We start from the raw sequence: 15,388 nt of genomic DNA on the forward strand, positions 1-15,388 counted from the left end.
GGTCTGACGACGGGGAGGCTGAGCCGATGAACCGCAAGCCGGTGATCGCGGTCGTGGTGCTGGTGATCGTCGTGCTGGGTTTCCTGCTGGTCCGCGACCCGGTGGGCGCCGCGTCCACCGTGCAGGCCGCGTGGGACCTGGTGATCTCGGCGGTCACCACGGTGATCAGCTCGCTGACGACCTTCTTCCAGCACCTGTTCCACAACAGCTGAGCCAGCTCGGTAATTCCTCCACCGCCGCTGCCGCGCGCCACTCCTCCACCGCGCATTTCCGCGCTTCGCGACCGTGAAAGCGCGCCCAGCGGAATGGAAGGATCAGCACCACCCGGCCCCAATTCCACCCACGGGAAAGCGGCGGCCGAATAGGACTAGGGACCAAGTACCCGTTTTCCCGCGACCGCGCGACGACACCGCGCTGGAAGGCGAAAAAACCCGTCGAAGCAGGGCCTAAAGTCAGCTTGTCCCGCCCCACCGGACGTCTTAACGTGGATGGCGGTCACGTCGAGGAACGCGAAATGACCCGACGTCCGGAGGACATCGGGAACTGGGGAAGTCCGGTTCGCCCCGCGAAGTGACCCGACGCGAGGGGCAATTCCGGAACGGGCCGCGAACCCGAAGCTCCCACCGCGCGGCAGTTCGATCCACGGGCCCAGATCGAATCCCGCGCGGAATGCGGTTCGGGGCACCACCTGAATTCAGCTCGTGTCGCGTGCAAGCGCACGCCGGGCAGCACGACGGTCCGGTACGCGACGTGCATCGACTCCGGAAATGAGTGATCGGAATGCAGATCAAGGACACCTTCAAGGTCGACTTCAACCGCAACCGTCACGGCTGGGGCTGGGGATCCGGCTGGGGCTGGGGATCCGGCTGGGGCTGGGGTCACTGGGGCCGCTGGGGCCGCTGGGGCCGCGGCTGGGGCTGGGGCGGCTGGGGCGGCTGGGGCTGCTGAGCCCTGCAGTTCCATCCATCCGATTCGCGTAGCTCCCGCTCCCCCGGAGCGGGAGCTACGCCTCTGCCTGGGGGGTGAGGCGGGTGCCGGGTTTGGTGAGCTGGCTGTTCCGGCCAGCGGAGCGGGACACCGAGGGGTTGGTCGAGCACGCGCCCGTGATGCGGGTGCGCGCGGTCATCAGGCGGTTCTGGCCGGACGCCCGGCCGTTCCGCGGCTGGCTGCTGCTCAGCCTGCTGCTCGTGCTGATCTCGCCGCTGCTGGACACCGCGGCGATCTGGCTGTTCAAGGTGCTCATCGACGAGGTGCTGACACCGCAGAACTTCGCCGTGTTCCCGATGATCGCCGCCGCCTACGCGGTGCTCACGCTGGCCTCCGGGGTGATCGACTTCTGCGGCCAGTACCTCGCGGTGTGGATCGGCGAGAACTTCCTGCACCGGATGCGAACCAGGGTGTTCGCGCACCTGCACACGCTGTCGGTCGGGTTCTTCGACCGCCGGCGCATCGGTGACACGCTGTCCCGGCTCACCGGCGACGTGGGCGCCATCGAGGCCCTGGTGCTCTCCGGCGTCACCCAGACCTTCTCCTCGCTGGTCAAGGTCCTGATGTTCACCGGGGTGCTGTTCTACCTGAACTGGCAGCTGGCGCTGGTGTCGCTGATCGCGGTGCCGTTCTTCTGGGTGGTTGCCCGGTTCTTCGCCCGCCGCATCAAGGCCGCCTCCCGCGAGGAGCGCGGGCGCAGCGGCTCGATCAGCACCGTCGCCGAGGAGAGCCTCGGCAACGCGCCGCTGATCCAGGCCTACGGGCGCGAGGCGGCCGAAGTGGACCGCTTCGCCCGGCAGAGCCGCGGCAACGTCGTCGCCGAGCTGGCTTCGGCCCGGGTCGGGGCGCTGTTCGGCCCGCTCACCGACCTGCTGCAGGTCTGCGGTGTGCTGGCGATCGTCGGGGTGGGGATCCTGGAGCTGTCGGCCGGGCGGATCAGCCTCGGCGGGCTGCTGGCGTTCCTGGTCTACCTGTCCCAGCTCTACGCGCCGGTGCAGAGCCTCGGGCAGCTGTCCAACACCATCTTCTCCGCCTCGGCCAGCGCCGAGCGGATCATCGAACTGCTCGACCAGCGCCCACTGGTGCAGAACCCGGCGAACCCGGTGCCGCTGCGGCGGGTCACCGGCCGCATCGACGTCGACCGGGTCGACTTCCGCTACCCCGGCACCCCCGCCGACGTGCTGCACAGCGTGAGCTTCTGCGCCCCGCCCGGCCAGACCACCGCGGTGGTCGGCGCCAGCGGCGCGGGCAAGTCCACGCTGACCAAGCTGCTGCTGCGCTTCTACGACCCGACGGGCGGCCGCATCCTGCTGGACGGCGTCGACCTGCGGCAGCTGGACATCGCCGAGCTGCGCGCCAACATCGCCATCGTGCTGCAGGAAACGCTGCTGCTGGACGGCACCATCGCGGACAACATCCTGGCCGGACGACCGGACGCCGACGAGCGCCAGCTGGTCGAGGCCGCCGAGGCCGCCGACGCCCACGAGTTCATCCAGGCGCTGCCGGAGGGCTACGAGACCCGGGTCGGGCAGCGCGGTCGGCTGCTCTCCGGCGGGCAGCGGCAGCGGATCGCCATCGCCCGCGCGATGATCCGGGACGCGCCGATCCTGCTGCTGGACGAGCCGACCACGAGCCTGGACGCCGACGCCACCCGCCGGGTCCTCGCGCCGCTGCGCCGGTTGATGGCCGGGCGCACCACCATCGTGATCTCGCACAACCTGCTCACCGTCCGCGACGCCCAGCAGATCGTCTACCTGGAGCAGGGCCGGATCACCGAGGTCGGCACGCACGAGGAGCTGTTGCGCAACAACAACGGCTACGCCCACCTCTACCGGCTGCACCACCCGGAGCGCGGCGGCGGCCCGGCGGTGCCCGAACAGCAGCAGGCCGGGTCGGTCACCCCGACCCGGCCCGTCGACGGCCAGCTGCCGAACTGATCAGCGCCAGGGCTCGCCGCGGCGGCGAGCCCGCAGCCACCGCTGCCCGTTTCCGGTCCACCGCAGCGCTTTCCGCGCCACCAGGGTCTGCTGCGCCAGGTACTTCTGGTACTGCCAGGGCCCCTGGATGCCGTGCCGACCAGCCATCGCGTAGCAGAACTCCACCGCCCCGCGGTCGGTGTAGCGGTCGGCCCGCTCGAACCAGGCCATGCTGCTGCGCGCGGCGATCTGCAGCTCCCGCATCGCGGTGTGCCCCGCCTCGTCGAACTCCTTGACCGCCAAGGCCGTTTCCGGCTGCTCGTAGAGGCCCTGCGCGAGGACGATGGCGTCCAGCATGGCCAACCTGGTGCCCGATCCCAGCGTGAAGTGCGTGGTGTGCGCGGCGTCCCCGATCAGCACCGCGTTGTCGTAGCGCCAGGTCTGGTTGAACACGTGGGCGAAGCGCTGCCAGGACGCCGGTCCGCCGCGGGACTGGCTGATCAGCGACCTGCCCCGCAGCGGCCCGGAGAAGACCTGCTCCAGCAGCTGCCGGGTCTCGGCGTCGCCGAGCCGGTCCAACCCCAGGTTCCGCCAGGTCGGTTCGGTGCACTCCACGATGAACGTGCTGATGCCCGCGGCCGACGGGTAGGCGTGGAACCAGATCCAGCCCGCCTCGGTCTGCTCGAAGTCGAAGGTGAACTTGTCGAACACCCGCTCCGTGCCCATCCAGATGTAGGGGTTGTTGCCGTGGTCGACCTGGGTGCCGAACTGGTCCTGGTAGCGCTGCCGGGTGCGGCTGTTGGCCCCGTCGGCCACCACCACCAGGTCGGCGTCGGCGTAGTCGGCGAGGTCCTCGGCCGCGGTCCCGTACTCGATCTTCACGCCCAGCTCGGTGGCCCGCTCGGCGAGGATCGCCAGCAGTGGGGCCCGGTTGACGCTGTATCCGTAGCCGCCGAGGTAGGCCTTGTCGACGCCGCGCAGCGCGACCACCTGCTCCTGCCAGAGCGTCGACTCGGCCCGGATGCGCTGCGCGCTCTCCCGGTCGTTGCGGTAGAGCGTGTCCAGCAGGTCCTCCCAGTACACGACACCCCAGCCGTAGGTGGCACCGGGCGGGTCCCGTTCGATCACGGTGATGTCGTGGCCGGCGTCGCGGAGCTTCGCCGAGATGGCGAAGTACAGCCCACCGGGTCCGGCCCCGATGCACACGATTTTCACAGCAGCACCTCCTGAGCGACAGGCGGGCAGCTGCGCAGGCGGCCGGACCGGACCGCCAATGTCCGCGTGAGAAGTCGATACGCCCTCGTTGTACTCCTCACCGCGCATGGTCGCACCCGCGACCGCGGACGCGCCGAGCCGGACACCAGTTCGGCTGCTGCGGACCTGCCGAAGCAGTACGCTCGGAACCGCGCATCGTCCTCCCCCGGGCCACGCAGGGGGTTCGGCAGCAGGCGGTCCCCGCGCAGGCCGGGGCGCGGCAGCCGGGAGTCGAGATGAGCAGGCTGACCCAGCCCACCAGGTCCGAGAGCAGGTTCGCCGCTTCGCTGGGCCGCCAGGCCAACGAGCTGGACCTGCGGTTCCAGCTGGCCTCCGGGATGCGGCGCCAGCTCAACAAGGTCTTCCCGTCGAACTGGTCGTTCCTGCTCGGCGAGATCGCGCTCTACAGCTTCGTCGTGCTGCTGCTGACCGGCACCTACCTCGCCTGGTTCTTCGACCCGTCGATGACCGAGGTGGTCTACAACGGCAAGTTCACCAACCTGCGCGGCATCCCGATGTCGCGGGCCTTCGAGAGCACCCTGGACATCTCCTTCGACGTCCGCGGCGGGTTGTTCGCGCGGCAGCTGCACCACTGGGCCGCGCTGATCTTCATGGCCTCGATCGTGGTGCACATGTTCCGGATCTTCTTCACCGGCGCGTTCCGCCGCCCGCGCGAGGTGAACTGGACGATCGGGATCCTGCTGTTCATCACCGGCATGTTCGAGGGCTTCATCGGCTACTCGCTGCCGGACGACCTGCTGTCCGGCACGGGGCTGCGGATCGCCTCCGGGATCCTGCTGTCGGTGCCGGTGATCGGCACCTGGCTGCAGTGGCTGCTGTTCGGCGCGGAGTTCCCGGGCACCGAGATCATCCCGCGCTTCTACATGATCCACATCTTCCTGCTGCCCGGCATCATCCTGGGGCTGATCGCGGCGCACCTGGCCATCGTCTGGTACCAGAAGCACACCCAGTACCCTGGCCGGGGCCGCACCGAGTCCAATGTGGAGGGCGTGCGCATCATGCCGTCCTTCGCGGTCAAGAGCGGCGGGTTGTTCTTCCTGGTCACCGGCGTGCTGGCCATCATGAGCGGGGTTTTCCAGATCAACGCGGTCTGGAACTTCGGCCCGTACAACGCGGCCATGGTCTCGGCGGCCTCGCAGCCCGACTGGTACATGATCTGGACCGACGGGATGGGGCGGCTGTGGCCGCCGTGGGAGCTCTACCTCGGGCCCTACACCGTGCCTGCGGTGTTCTTCCCACTGGTCCTCGGGCTCGGCCTGGTGTTCACCGTCGCGCTGATGTACCCGATGCTGGAGCGCAAGCTCAGCGGCGACGACGCCCACCACAACCTGCTGCAGCGGCCGCGCGACGCCCCGGTGCGCACCTCGCTGGGCGCGATGGCGATCGCGTTCTTCCTCGTGGTGCTGGCCTCCGGGGCCAACGACATCATCGCGTTCGTGTTCGGGCTGTCGCTGAACATGACCACGTGGGCCGGGCGGATCGGCGTGCTGCTGCTGCCACCGATCGCCTACTACGTGACCTACCGGATCTGCCTGGGGTTGCAGCGCGCGGACCGGGAGGTGCTGGAGCACGGCGTGGAGACCGGCATCGTCCGGCGGCTGCCGCACGGCGAGTTCGTGGAGGTGCACCAGGCGCTGGGCCCGGTGGACGAGCACGGCCACCCGGAGCCGCTGCCCTACCAGGGCACCCCGGTGCCCAAGAAGATGAACCAGCTCGGCGCGGCCGGGCACTCGGTGCCGGGCAGCCTGCTGGTGCCGGACCCGCGGGAGGAGACCGAGGAGTTGGAGCGGGCCCGGCACGAGCAGGCCGAGGAGGCCGAGCGGGCGCGGACGGGCCGAGAACCCGAGGTGCGCTCCGGGCGCCCGAGGGCACCCGAGCAGTGATCCGGCCGCGCGGACCGGGCGCGACGGCGATCATCTAGGGTTCAGCGATGTCCACCCGGGAACTGGTCGTGCTCGGCACCGCGAGCCAGGCGCCCACCCGCGCCCGCAACCACAACGGCTATCTGCTGCGCTGGGACGGCGTCGGGTTCCTGTTCGACCCGGGCGAGGGCACCCAGCGGCAGATGGTCCGCGCGGGCGTCAGCTCGCACGCCATCGACCACCTCTGCATCAGCCACTTCCACGGAGACCACTGCCTCGGGCTGCCGGGCGTGCTGCAGCGGCTGTCGCTGGACCGGATGCCGCGCCCGGTGCACGCGCACTTCCCCGCCGCCGGTGCCGAGTTCTTCCGGCGGCTGCACCACGCGTCGGCCTTCGACGAGGTCGCCGAGGTGCGGGAACGGCCGGTCGAGCGCGCCGGCACGGTGTTCACCGGCACCTTCGGCGCGCTGGAGGCGGTGCCGCTGGACCACCGCATCGAGACGTTCGGCTACCGGCTGGTGGAGCCGGACGGGCGGCGGATGCTGCCCGAGCAGCTGGCCCGGTTCGGGGTGCGCGGGCCCGACGTCGGCCGCCTGCAGCGGGCGGGCTTGCTGCGGGTCGGCGACCGGCAGGTGTCGGTGGAGCAGGTCAGCGAGCCGCGGCCGGGCCAGCGGTTCGCGTTCGTGATGGACACCCGGCTGTGCGACGGGGTCTTCGAGCTCGCCGACGGGGCCGACATGCTGGTGATCGAGTCGACGTTCCTGCAGCAGGACGCCCGGCTGGCCGACGAGTACCGCCACCTCACCGCGGCCCAGGCCGCGCGGGTGGCCGCCGAGTGCGGGGTGCGGTGCCTGGTGCTCACGCACTTCTCCCAGCGCTACCCCGATCCGCGGCGCTTCCGGGACGAGGCGGCCGCGGTGTTCGACGGCCAGCTGGTGGTGGCCGAGGACCTGGTGCGGGTGCCGGTGCCGCCGCGCCGGTGAATATGCTCCCGGGTGGCTAGCGATCGTCGGAGGCACTTCTTTGGTTCGGCAACCGATCCCGGTCATCATCGTCGCCGGGTTCCTCGGCTCCGGGAAGACGAGTCTGCTCAACCACCTGCTGCGCAACCCGCAGGGCGCGCGGATCGGGGTGGTGGTCAACGACTTCGGGCAGATCAACATCGACGCGCTGGGCGTGGCCGGGCAGGTCGACTCGACGGTCTCGCTGGGCAACGGGTGCCTGTGCTGCGCGGTGGACGCCAGCGGGCTGGACGACCTGCTGGCCCGGTTGGCGCGCCCGAGCAGCGACATCGACGTGATCGTGATCGAGGCCAGCGGGCTGGCCGACCCGCGCGGCATGGTCCGGCTGCTGCTCAACAGCACCAACCCGCGGCTGGGCTACGGCGGGCTGGTCGAGGTGGTCGACGCCGCCGAGTTCGACCGCACCCGGCAGCGCCACCCCGAACTCGACCAGCACCTGCGCTTCGCCGACCTGGTGCTGCTGAACAAGACCGACCGGGTCGCCGAGGCCGACCGCGACCGGCTGCTGGCGCTGGTGCGCGAGCTGGCCGGGGGCAAGCCCGTGCTGCCGACCGCGCACGGCCGCGTCGACCCGTCCCTGCTGTTCGACCGGGACTCGGTGCGGCAGCGGCGGGAGACCGCCCGGCAGCTGTCCTTCGACGACCTGCTCGCCGACTCCCACCACGACGACTGCGCCGAGCACCTGCACACCGCCTACCAGAGCGTGTCGTTCACCGCCGAGGAGCCGGTCGACCCGCGCGCGCTGATGCGGTTCCTGGATGCCCGCCCGGCCGGGGTGTACCGGGTGAAGGGCCAGGTGCACTTCGGGGTGCCCGGCCACGAGCAGAAGTTCACCCTGCACACCGTCGGCGACTTCCTGCGCTTCCACCGCTCCCGCTGGGCCCGCGGTGAGGCCCGCCGCACCCAGCTCGTGGTGATCGGCTCCGGGCTGGACGGCGACCGGGTCCGCGACGACCTGGCGGCCTGCCTGGGCGAACCCGACGTCGCCGACGAGCACAGCATGCTCGACGTGCTGAAGTACACCCGCTCCTGACCGGCTGCCGAGCGCGGTGGGCCGGGGTGGCACCGCGGGAGCGGCCTGTCGGACAATCGGTGCCATGACCGAGCGCAAGCCTCCCGGCACCACGTTCGAATCATGGGTGGACCGGCAGATCCGGACGGCGCAGGAGCGCGGCGACTTCGACGACCTGCCCGGCGCGGGCAAGCCGCTGCCCGGCGCGGGGCAGCCCGTCGAGGAGCAGTGGTGGCTCAAGGACCACCTCCGCCGCGAGGGCCTGTCCGGCGAGGCGCTGCTGCCGACGGCGCTGCGGCTGCGCAAGGAGGTCGAGCGGCTGCCGGAGACCGTGCGCGAGCTGCCCACCGAGCAGACCGTGCGCGAGGCCGCCGCTGAGCTCAACCGGCGGATCGTCGAGCACCTGCGCGCGCCCAGCGGCCCGCAGGTGGCGATCGGGTTGGTCGACGCCGACGAGCTCGTCGCGGCTTGGCGCGGCGCTCGGCAGCAGGCGGTGCCGCCCGAGCCCGCCCCGCAACCCGCACCGGCGGCGCGGAAAACCCGCTGGTGGCACCGTTTTCGGCGGTGACCCGTCCCACCTGCTGAGCAGCTTTGACGCCGTTGCGGCCGTGGTGCTTTGATCCGTCCATGGCACTGGGACCGCTGCTGGTGCAGCGCGCGCACATCGACCTGCTGTGGGTCGCGTCCGCGGCGTGTCCGCGCGGTTGAGCACTCCCGCGCACCACCCTCCCCGGATCCGCACCGCGATGTGAGACGGAGATTCGTGCCATGACATCGGAAGCCGCTCGGCCGCTCGCGGCGAACTCGTTCGAGACCCGCCCGCTGCAGGACGGCGCGGTGGTCGAGGTGACCGCCCGGTTCATCGTCACCCGCCAGGACCTGGCCGCCCTGGAGCAGGTCCTCACCCCCCAACCCGTCCCCTACCAGTCCACAGTGGAGTCACCTCGGCTGCGGTCGCTGCCCGCCCCGCCCGAACCGGCGGAGCCGCAGCTGCAGGTCCTGGTGGCCTCGCGGCGGGTGCTGCGCGCCGACGGCACCCCAGTGGAGCTGACCCGGCTGGAGTTCGACCTGCTGCTGTTCCTGTGCGACAACCCCGGCCGGGTGCACCGGCGCAGCGCGCTGCTCAACGCGGTGTGGGAGTTCAACAGCACCCCGAGCACCCGCACCGTGGACGTGCACATCCGGCGGATCCGCAGCAAGCTCGGCGCCGACCTGAACCTGATCACCACGGTGCGCGGCGTCGGCTACCGGATGGACCGGCCAGCCGATGTGCACATCGTCCGCGACTGACGGCATGGCACCGCGCCCGCCGGGTAGCCCAGGGGCATGCCGAAACGCAGTCGTGAGGAATACGAGCGGGGGTTGCCCGGCTACCACGACCCGATGGCCGGGGTCGGCGGGGCGCCGTACGCGCGCAGCGCGCTGACCCTGCGGTTGTGGCTGGCCGGGTTCGGCCTGGTGTTCTGCGCGGGCGCGGCCGTGGTGCTGTTCCTGGTGCTGCCGGAGCTGGCCTGGTTCGCCTGGGTGCTCGTGGCACTGGCGGTGATCGCGGCCGTCGACTTCGCCTGGGTCGCGCACCGCAAGTGGCGCGGCGAGCCCGGCTGAGCGGGGTCACACCTCCGCCAGTTCCTGGGCCCCGGGCACCGCGGCGAGCAGGTCCCGGGTGTAGTCCTCGGCCGGGGCGCGCAGGACCTGGCGGGTCGGACCCTGCTCGACCACCCGGCCGCCGCGCAGCACCACCACGCGGTGGGTCAGGTTGTCGGCCACCGCCAGGTCGTGGGTGATGAACAGGCACCCGAAGCCCAGCTCGGCCTGCAGCTGCCGGAGCAGGTCCAGCACCGCCGCCTGGACCGAGACGTCCAGCGCGCTGGTCGGCTCGTCCGCGATCAGCAGCTGCGGCTCCAGCGCCAGCGCCCGGGCCAGGCCGACCCGCTGGCGCTGCCCGCCGGAGAGCTCGTGCGGTCGGCGGTCGGCCACCCCGCTGGGCAGCTGCACCGCGTCGAGGAGCTCGGCAACCCGGCGCCGCACGCCGCGCCCGGTCGCGGCGCGGTGCACGACCAGCGGTTCGCCGATGCAGTCCCGCACGGTCCACCGCGGGTCCAGCGACGCCGCCGCACCTTGGAAGACGAAGCCGATGCGGCGGCGCAACTGGCTGCGCTGCGCAGCGGACAGCGCCGACGGGTCGTTCCCGAGCACCGACACCGAACCCGAGCGCGGCACGAGCAGCCCGGCCGCCACGCGGCCCAGCGTCGACTTGCCCGAGCCGGACTCCCCGACCAGGCCGAGCACCTCCCCCGCGCCGACCCGCAGGCTCACCCCGTCCACGGCGCGGAAACCGCCGTAGTCGACCACCACGTCGGTCAGCTCCAGCCCCGTGCGGTCGGCTTCGACCGCTGGGGCGGGTTCGCCACCGAACCGCGGGACCGCGGCCAGCAGCTGCCGGGTGTAGTCGTGGGCGGGCCGGGTGAGCAGCTCGCCGACCGGCGCGGTCTCCACGACCTGCCCGCGGCGCAGCACCACCACCCGGTCGGCGACCTCGGCCACCACGCCCATGTTGTGCGTGATCAGCACGATCGACGTGCCCCGCTCGTCGCGGAGCCGACGCAGCAGCGCCAGGACCTCGGCTTGCACCGTCACGTCCAGCGCGGTGGTCGGCTCGTCGGCGATCAGCACCCGCGGGTCGTTTGCCAGCGCCATGGCGATCACCACGCGCTGCTGCTGGCCACCGGAGAGCTGATGCGGGTACTGCCGCAGGCGCCGCCGCGGCTCCGGGACGCCCACCGCGGTGAGCAGCTCGACCGCTTCGGCCCGCGCCTGCTCCCGGCTGAGGCCGCGGTGCGCCCGGAGCACCTCCACGAGCTGCCAGCCGATGCTGAACACCGGGTTCAGCGCCGCCGACGGTTCCTGGGGGACCATCGCGATGCCGGTGCCGCGCACCTGCCGCCACCGCCGCGGGTCCGCGCCCAGCAGCTCCTGCCCGTCCAGCCGGATGCTGCCGGACACCGTCGCCGGGGGCGGGAGCAGGCCCAGCGCGGCGCGGGCGCTGAGCGACTTGCCCGACCCCGACTCGCCGACCACCGCGACGACCTCCCCGGGTGCCACCTCGAAGCTCACGTCCCGCACGACCGGGCCGGCGGCGAAGCCGACCGCCAACCCGTCGAACGCCAGTACCGAACTCGCTGCCATGCCGATCTCCTTGCACTCGTCGTTACTCGTAGCAGCGCTGCGCCTCGGCCCACAGCTGCGCGACCTGCTGCGGGTCGTAGTCGGCCTGGCGGCCCGGTTCGTAGCGGACCGCGGCGAGCTGGCCGGTGTAGGGGAAGCGGCCCTCCCGGCGGTGCAGCTCCCAGTCCACCGGTCCGCCGCGGTCCGCGCCGGTGCTGATGCCGGTGAACGGCGCCATGCCCAGCAGCTGCGGCACCGGGTCGAGTTCGGTGCGCTCCGCCCCCACCTCCAGCGCCAAGCGCCACCGGAACTCCGGCAGGGCTTCGGCCACCAGCCGGACGGCCACCTCACCGGTGCCGACCGGGACCGGGCCGCTGCGGTGGATCCGGCCGTAGGCGTTGTAGACCAGCCACGCGGCGTCGCCGTCGACGTGGACCAGGTAGCCCCCGCCCTGGTCGCCGTGGGCGAACAGCACGCCGCGGTCCCCGGCGGTGTGCCGGAGGTGCGCGGTGGCGGTGAAGTCGCGGAACTGCACCAGCCGGGCCGACCGGTAGCGCTCCAGCGTCGGGGTGCCGGGGAACAGCGTCACCGGGCGCTGGAACCGCTCCTCGTCCGGCCTGCGCAGCCGCGCGGCGGGGCTGCCGTCGTTGAGCGGGAACACCCCGTTGCGCCAGGCTTGCCGTTCCCACTCCGCCGCGAGCTCGGCGAGCTTGCCGGGGTGCTCGGTGGCGACGTCGCGGGTCTCGGTCGGGTCGGTGTCCAGGTGGTAGAGCTCCCACTCGGCGTCGGCGAACTCGGTGCCCGGCCGGTGGCGGGTCACGATCTTCCACCCCTCGGCGTAGTAGCCGCGATTTCCGCCGGTCTCGGTGTACTGGCGGGTGTGGCGGCTCGGCCGGTTCGGGCTGCGCAGGACGTCCACCGCGCTGACCCCGTCGAGCTCGGCCGCAGCGACGCCGTGGCGCCGCTCCAGGCGCGGCACCCCGGCCAGCTCCAGCAGCGTCGGCGCGACGTCGGTGACGTAGACGTACTGGTGGCGCAGGCCGGTCGCGCCCAGCCCGGCGGGCCAGTGCAGCAGGAACGGGGTGCGCACCCCACCAGCGAAGGTGTCGAACTTGTACAGCCGGAAGGGCGTGTTCGACGCCTGCGCCCAGCCGCTCGGGTAGTGCACCGTGGTCTGCGGCCCACCGATCAGCTCCAGGTCGCGCGGCACGTCGCGCTCCCACTCGGCGGGCAGCCCGGGCACGTGCGCGAACTGGCTGAAGTAGCTGCGGGTGCCCTCCTCGCCGCCCTCGGCGGTGGCGCCGTTGTCCGAGGTGAAGGCGATGATGGTGTTGTCCAGCTCACCGTGCCGGGCCAACGCCTCCAGCAGCTTGCCGAGGCTCTGGTCGACGCTGTCCACCGCCGCGGCGTAGACCTCCATGTAGCGCGCGAACAGCTCCTGCTGCTCGGTGCTGAGCTCGTCCCACGGCGGGACGCTGCGGCCCGGTTCGCTGTTGCGCGGCGGCAGGGCGGTGCCCTCGGGGAACAGCCCGGCGGCGAGCTGGCGGTGGAAGCGCTGCTCGCGGAGCACGTCCCAGCCCGTCGCGTACCGGCCCCGGTACTTCGCCAGGTCCGGTTCCCGGGCGGCGATCGGGCCGTGTACCGCGTGGTGGGCGAAGTACAGGAAGAACGGCTTGTCCGGGTCGTTGGCGCGCAGGGTGTCGATCATGCCGGTGGCGCGGTCGGTGAGGTCGTCGGTCAGGAAGTAGTCCGGCGGCTGGTCACCGACGTCGTAGGGGCTGTTGTCCCACACCAGCCGGTGCGGGTGGTGCAGGTTGGTCAGCCCCTCCAGGCTGCCGAAGTAGCGGTCGAAACCGCGCTGCAGCGGCCAGGAGGACCGGTCGGCCGCGTCGTGGCTGAGCGCGTCGCGGGTCAGGTGCCACTTGCCGACCGCGAAGGTCGCGTAGCCCGCGGCGCGCAGCAATTCGGCCAGCGTCGGCGCGTGGTCGGGCAGTTCGAAGGCGTGCGCCGGGAACCCCGGGTCGGAGTTGGCCGGGACCGCGAAGCCCGCGCGGTGCGGGTTGAGCCCGGTCAGCAGCGCGGCGCGCGAGGGCGAGCACAGCGGGGTGGTGTGGTAGTTCGCCAGCTGCACGCCCGCGGCGGCCAACGGGTCCAGGTTCGGGGTATCCACTTCGGACCCGTACGGGCCGGTGTCGGCGTAGCCGAGGTCGTCGACCACGATCAGCACGACGTTGGGCGCGCCCGGCTCGGGGCGGGGCGTCGGCGGCCACCACGGCCGCGACCCGGTGAAGGTCCGGCCGACCTCACCGCCGAACCCCTCGTAGCCGCGGGCGTGGTCGGGAATGCTCACCAGGTCCTCTCCCCTGTTCTCGTGGCCGCGCTCGCGGCCTGTGCGATCAGCTGGAAGCCCAGCACCAGCGCGGCGATCACCAGCAGTGGTCCGACGGCGTAGGCCGGGTTGGCGTCCAGGTAGTTCAGCGAGCCGTTGAGGGTGCTGCCCAGCGACGGCTCCGGCGGGCGCACACCCAGCCCGAGGAAGCTCATCGCGCCCTCCAGGAACACCGCGATCGACATCGACAGCGCGGTCTGCACGATCAGCGGGCCGACCGAGTTGGGCACCACGTGGGTGCGCAGGACCCGGCCGCGGCGGGCGCCGATCACCTCCGCCGCGGTGACGAACTCCAGCTCGCGCACCCGCAGCACCTCGCTGCGCACCAACCGGGCGAAGACCGGGACCTCCACCACCACGACGACCACGAAGATGGTGCCCAGCCCGGGCCCGAGCACCGCGGTCAGCGCGATGGCCAGGATCAAATGCGGGAACGCCAGCAGCACGTCCAGCACCCGCTGCACCACGACGTCGAGCGCCCGGTGCGCGGCGGCGGCGACGCCGACCGCGATGCCGGTCAGCGCGCCCAGCGGCACGGCGAGGAAGCTGATCAGCAGGTCCACCTGGATGCCGTGCAGCACCCGGGAGAGCACGTCCCGGTTCAGCTCGTCGGTGCCGAACCAGTGCGCCGCGCTCGGCCCGAGCAGGTTGGCACCCTCCACCTGCGCCTCCGGCGCGAAGGGCGCCAGCAGCGGCGCGGCCAGCCCGGCCGCGAAGACCACCCCGACCACCAGCGCGCCGACCAGGCCCCGGGTGGGGACCCGGCGCGCCGCCGGGGCGGGGCTCAGCACCTCGGTCATGACGTCCTCCCGATCCGGATGCGCGGATCCAGGTAGGCGTGCACCACGTCGGTCACCAGCTGGATGACCACGTAGACCGCGACGGACAGCACGAGCAGGACCTGCACCACCGGGTAGTCGCGGCGGTCGATGCCCTGCTCGATGAGCATCCCCAGGCCCGGCCAGGAGAACACCGCCTCCACCAGGACCGCGCCGCCCAGCAGGTTGCCGACCTGCAGGCCCAGCACGGTCACCGCCGCGGGCACGGCGTTGCGCAGCGCGTGCCGGAACACGATGCGGCGGCGTGGGATCCCGGCCGCCGCGGCGGTGGTCGCGTAGTCGCGGGCCAGTTCGCCGCGCAGCGCCTCGGAGAAGAACCGGGTGAGCACCGCGGCCACCGGCAGGGCGAGGCAGCTGGCGGGCAGCACCAGGTACTGGGCGGTGATGTCGAGGCGGTCAGCCAGCCCCTCCGAGGGCACTCCCCCGGCGGGCAGCAGCCGGACGGCCACGCCGAACACCAGCACCAGCAGCACGCCGGTGACGTACGGCGGCAGGGCCACCGCCGCGGTGGTGAAGCCGGTCAGCACCCGGTCCACCCAGCGGTTGCGCGTGACCGCCCACAGTGGACCGAGCAGCGCCGCGCACAGCACCGCCAGCACCAGCGCGGTGGTGGCCAGCACCGCGGTGTTGGCCGCGCCGTCGGCGAGCAGGTCGCCGATCTCACCGCCGATCAGGTAGGAACTGCCGAGGTCCCCGGCGAACAGGCCGCCCAGCCAGTGCAGGTACTGCAGGTGCAGCGGCTGGTCCAGGCCCAGCTCGCGGCGGATCGCGGCGACCGCCTCCGGCGTGGCGTCCGAGCCCGCCAGGACCGCGGCCGGGTCACCGGGGATCAACCGGATCACCAGGAACACCAGCACCGAGGCCAGCAGCAGCACCAGCAGCGCCGACGGGACGCGGCGCACCAGGTAGCCGAACATGGCA

The 15,388-nt window shown here is 72.2% G+C and carries 14 protein-coding genes; 9 read left to right on the forward strand and 5 right to left on the reverse strand.

All coding sequences use genetic code 11. The features are described from left to right. Positions 1-26: 26 nt before the first annotated feature. The 3 genes from ABT324_RS14815 to ABT324_RS14825 all read left to right on the forward strand — a co-directional run bounded on the left by ABT324_RS14815 (position 27) and on the right by ABT324_RS14825 (position 2,924). Complete coding sequence (locus tag ABT324_RS14815; RefSeq protein ID WP_351176424.1) at positions 27-212, forward strand: hypothetical protein; 186 nt, start codon at positions 27-29, stop codon at positions 210-212. Positions 213-771: 559 nt separating this feature from the next. Next, positions 772-948, forward strand: a complete 177-nt coding sequence (locus ABT324_RS14820) for a hypothetical protein (RefSeq protein WP_351176425.1) — start codon at positions 772-774, stop codon at positions 946-948. Between the two features lie 83 nt (positions 949-1,031). Beyond that, entirely contained in the window at positions 1,032-2,924 is a 1,893-nt protein-coding gene (locus tag ABT324_RS14825; RefSeq protein WP_351176428.1) for an ABC transporter ATP-binding protein, read from the forward strand. On the opposite strand, the gene ABT324_RS14830 is transcribed toward ABT324_RS14825, so the two are convergent. Continuing rightward, complete coding sequence (locus ABT324_RS14830; protein ID WP_351176431.1) at positions 2,925-4,118, reverse strand: FAD-dependent monooxygenase; 1,194 nt, start codon at positions 4,116-4,118, stop codon at positions 2,925-2,927. A gap of 275 nt (positions 4,119-4,393) precedes the next feature. On the opposite strand from ABT324_RS14830, the gene qcrB reads away from it, so the two are divergent. From qcrB to ABT324_RS14860, 6 genes are all read left to right on the forward strand, one after another. Further along, positions 4,394-6,061, forward strand: coding sequence for a cytochrome bc1 complex cytochrome b subunit (gene qcrB / locus ABT324_RS14835; protein WP_351176434.1), 1,668 nt, complete (start codon positions 4,394-4,396; stop codon positions 6,059-6,061). Between the two features lie 47 nt (positions 6,062-6,108). Then, on the forward strand, positions 6,109-7,023 hold the full coding sequence (locus ABT324_RS14840) for a ribonuclease Z (protein WP_351176437.1): 915 nt from the start codon (positions 6,109-6,111) through the stop codon (positions 7,021-7,023). A gap of 40 nt (positions 7,024-7,063) precedes the next feature. Beyond that, complete coding sequence (locus ABT324_RS14845) at positions 7,064-8,095, forward strand: CobW family GTP-binding protein (protein ID WP_351176440.1); 1,032 nt, start codon at positions 7,064-7,066, stop codon at positions 8,093-8,095. A 64-nt stretch (positions 8,096-8,159) separates the two neighbouring features. Next, a complete protein-coding gene (locus ABT324_RS14850; protein WP_351176443.1) occupies positions 8,160-8,642 on the forward strand; it encodes a DnaJ family domain-containing protein in 483 nt (160 codons plus the stop codon). Between the two features lie 200 nt (positions 8,643-8,842). Continuing rightward, positions 8,843-9,364 carry a winged helix-turn-helix domain-containing protein gene (locus ABT324_RS14855; protein ID WP_351176446.1) on the forward strand — a complete coding sequence of 174 codons (522 nt, stop codon included), beginning with the start codon at positions 8,843-8,845 and terminating at the stop codon, positions 9,362-9,364. Positions 9,365-9,400: 36 nt separating this feature from the next. Further along, positions 9,401-9,679 (forward strand): DUF6343 family protein, encoded by a 279-nt coding sequence (locus ABT324_RS14860; RefSeq protein ID WP_351176449.1) that lies wholly within the window; start codon positions 9,401-9,403, stop codon positions 9,677-9,679. A 6-nt stretch (positions 9,680-9,685) separates the two neighbouring features. Here ABT324_RS14860 and ABT324_RS14865 read toward each other — a convergent pair whose 3' ends face one another. Genes ABT324_RS14865 through ABT324_RS14880 form a run of 4 tightly spaced genes read right to left on the reverse strand, consistent with a single transcriptional unit; the run spans position 9,686 to position 15,384 of the window. Then, entirely contained in the window at positions 9,686-11,260 is a 1,575-nt protein-coding gene (locus ABT324_RS14865) for a dipeptide ABC transporter ATP-binding protein (protein ID WP_351176452.1), read from the reverse strand. A 22-nt stretch (positions 11,261-11,282) separates the two neighbouring features. Beyond that, positions 11,283-13,589 (reverse strand): arylsulfatase, encoded by a 2,307-nt coding sequence (locus ABT324_RS14870; RefSeq protein ID WP_351176455.1) that lies wholly within the window; start codon positions 13,587-13,589, stop codon positions 11,283-11,285. After that, the gene (locus ABT324_RS14875; RefSeq protein WP_351176458.1) at positions 13,586-14,428 is read right to left on the reverse strand and encodes an ABC transporter permease; all 843 of its coding nucleotides are present in this window, start codon (positions 14,426-14,428) and stop codon (positions 13,586-13,588) included. Before ABT324_RS14875 ends, ABT324_RS14870 begins: the two co-directional genes overlap by 4 nt. Further along, positions 14,425-15,384, reverse strand: coding sequence for an ABC transporter permease (locus ABT324_RS14880; protein ID WP_351176461.1), 960 nt, complete (start codon positions 15,382-15,384; stop codon positions 14,425-14,427). Before ABT324_RS14880 ends, ABT324_RS14875 begins: the two co-directional genes overlap by 4 nt. Between the last annotated feature and the right edge of the window lie 4 nt (positions 15,385-15,388).

The sequence above is a fragment of the Saccharopolyspora sp. NPDC000359 genome, from assembly GCF_040300525.1.
GTDB lineage: Bacteria > Actinomycetota > Actinomycetes > Mycobacteriales > Pseudonocardiaceae > Saccharopolyspora.

Bases quoted from the DNA above. Each gene is read 5' to 3' on its own strand.
- qcrB (WP_351176434.1), top strand. From the start codon at position 4,394: ATGAGCAGGCTGACCCAGCCCACCAGGTCCGAGAGCAGGTTCGCCGCT.
- ABT324_RS14815 (WP_351176424.1), top strand. From the start codon at position 27: ATGAACCGCAAGCCGGTGATCGCGGTCGTGGTGCTGGTGATCGTCGTG.
- ABT324_RS14880 (WP_351176461.1), bottom strand. From the start codon at position 15,384: ATGTTCGGCTACCTGGTGCGCCGCGTCCCGTCGGCGCTGCTGGTGCTG.
- ABT324_RS14855 (WP_351176446.1), top strand. From the start codon at position 8,843: ATGACATCGGAAGCCGCTCGGCCGCTCGCGGCGAACTCGTTCGAGACC.
- ABT324_RS14875 (WP_351176458.1), bottom strand. From the start codon at position 14,428: ATGACCGAGGTGCTGAGCCCCGCCCCGGCGGCGCGCCGGGTCCCCACC.
- ABT324_RS14865 (WP_351176452.1), bottom strand. From the start codon at position 11,260: ATGGCAGCGAGTTCGGTACTGGCGTTCGACGGGTTGGCGGTCGGCTTC.
- ABT324_RS14850 (WP_351176443.1), top strand. From the start codon at position 8,160: ATGACCGAGCGCAAGCCTCCCGGCACCACGTTCGAATCATGGGTGGAC.
- ABT324_RS14840 (WP_351176437.1), top strand. From the start codon at position 6,109: ATGTCCACCCGGGAACTGGTCGTGCTCGGCACCGCGAGCCAGGCGCCC.
- ABT324_RS14860 (WP_351176449.1), top strand. From the start codon at position 9,401: ATGCCGAAACGCAGTCGTGAGGAATACGAGCGGGGGTTGCCCGGCTAC.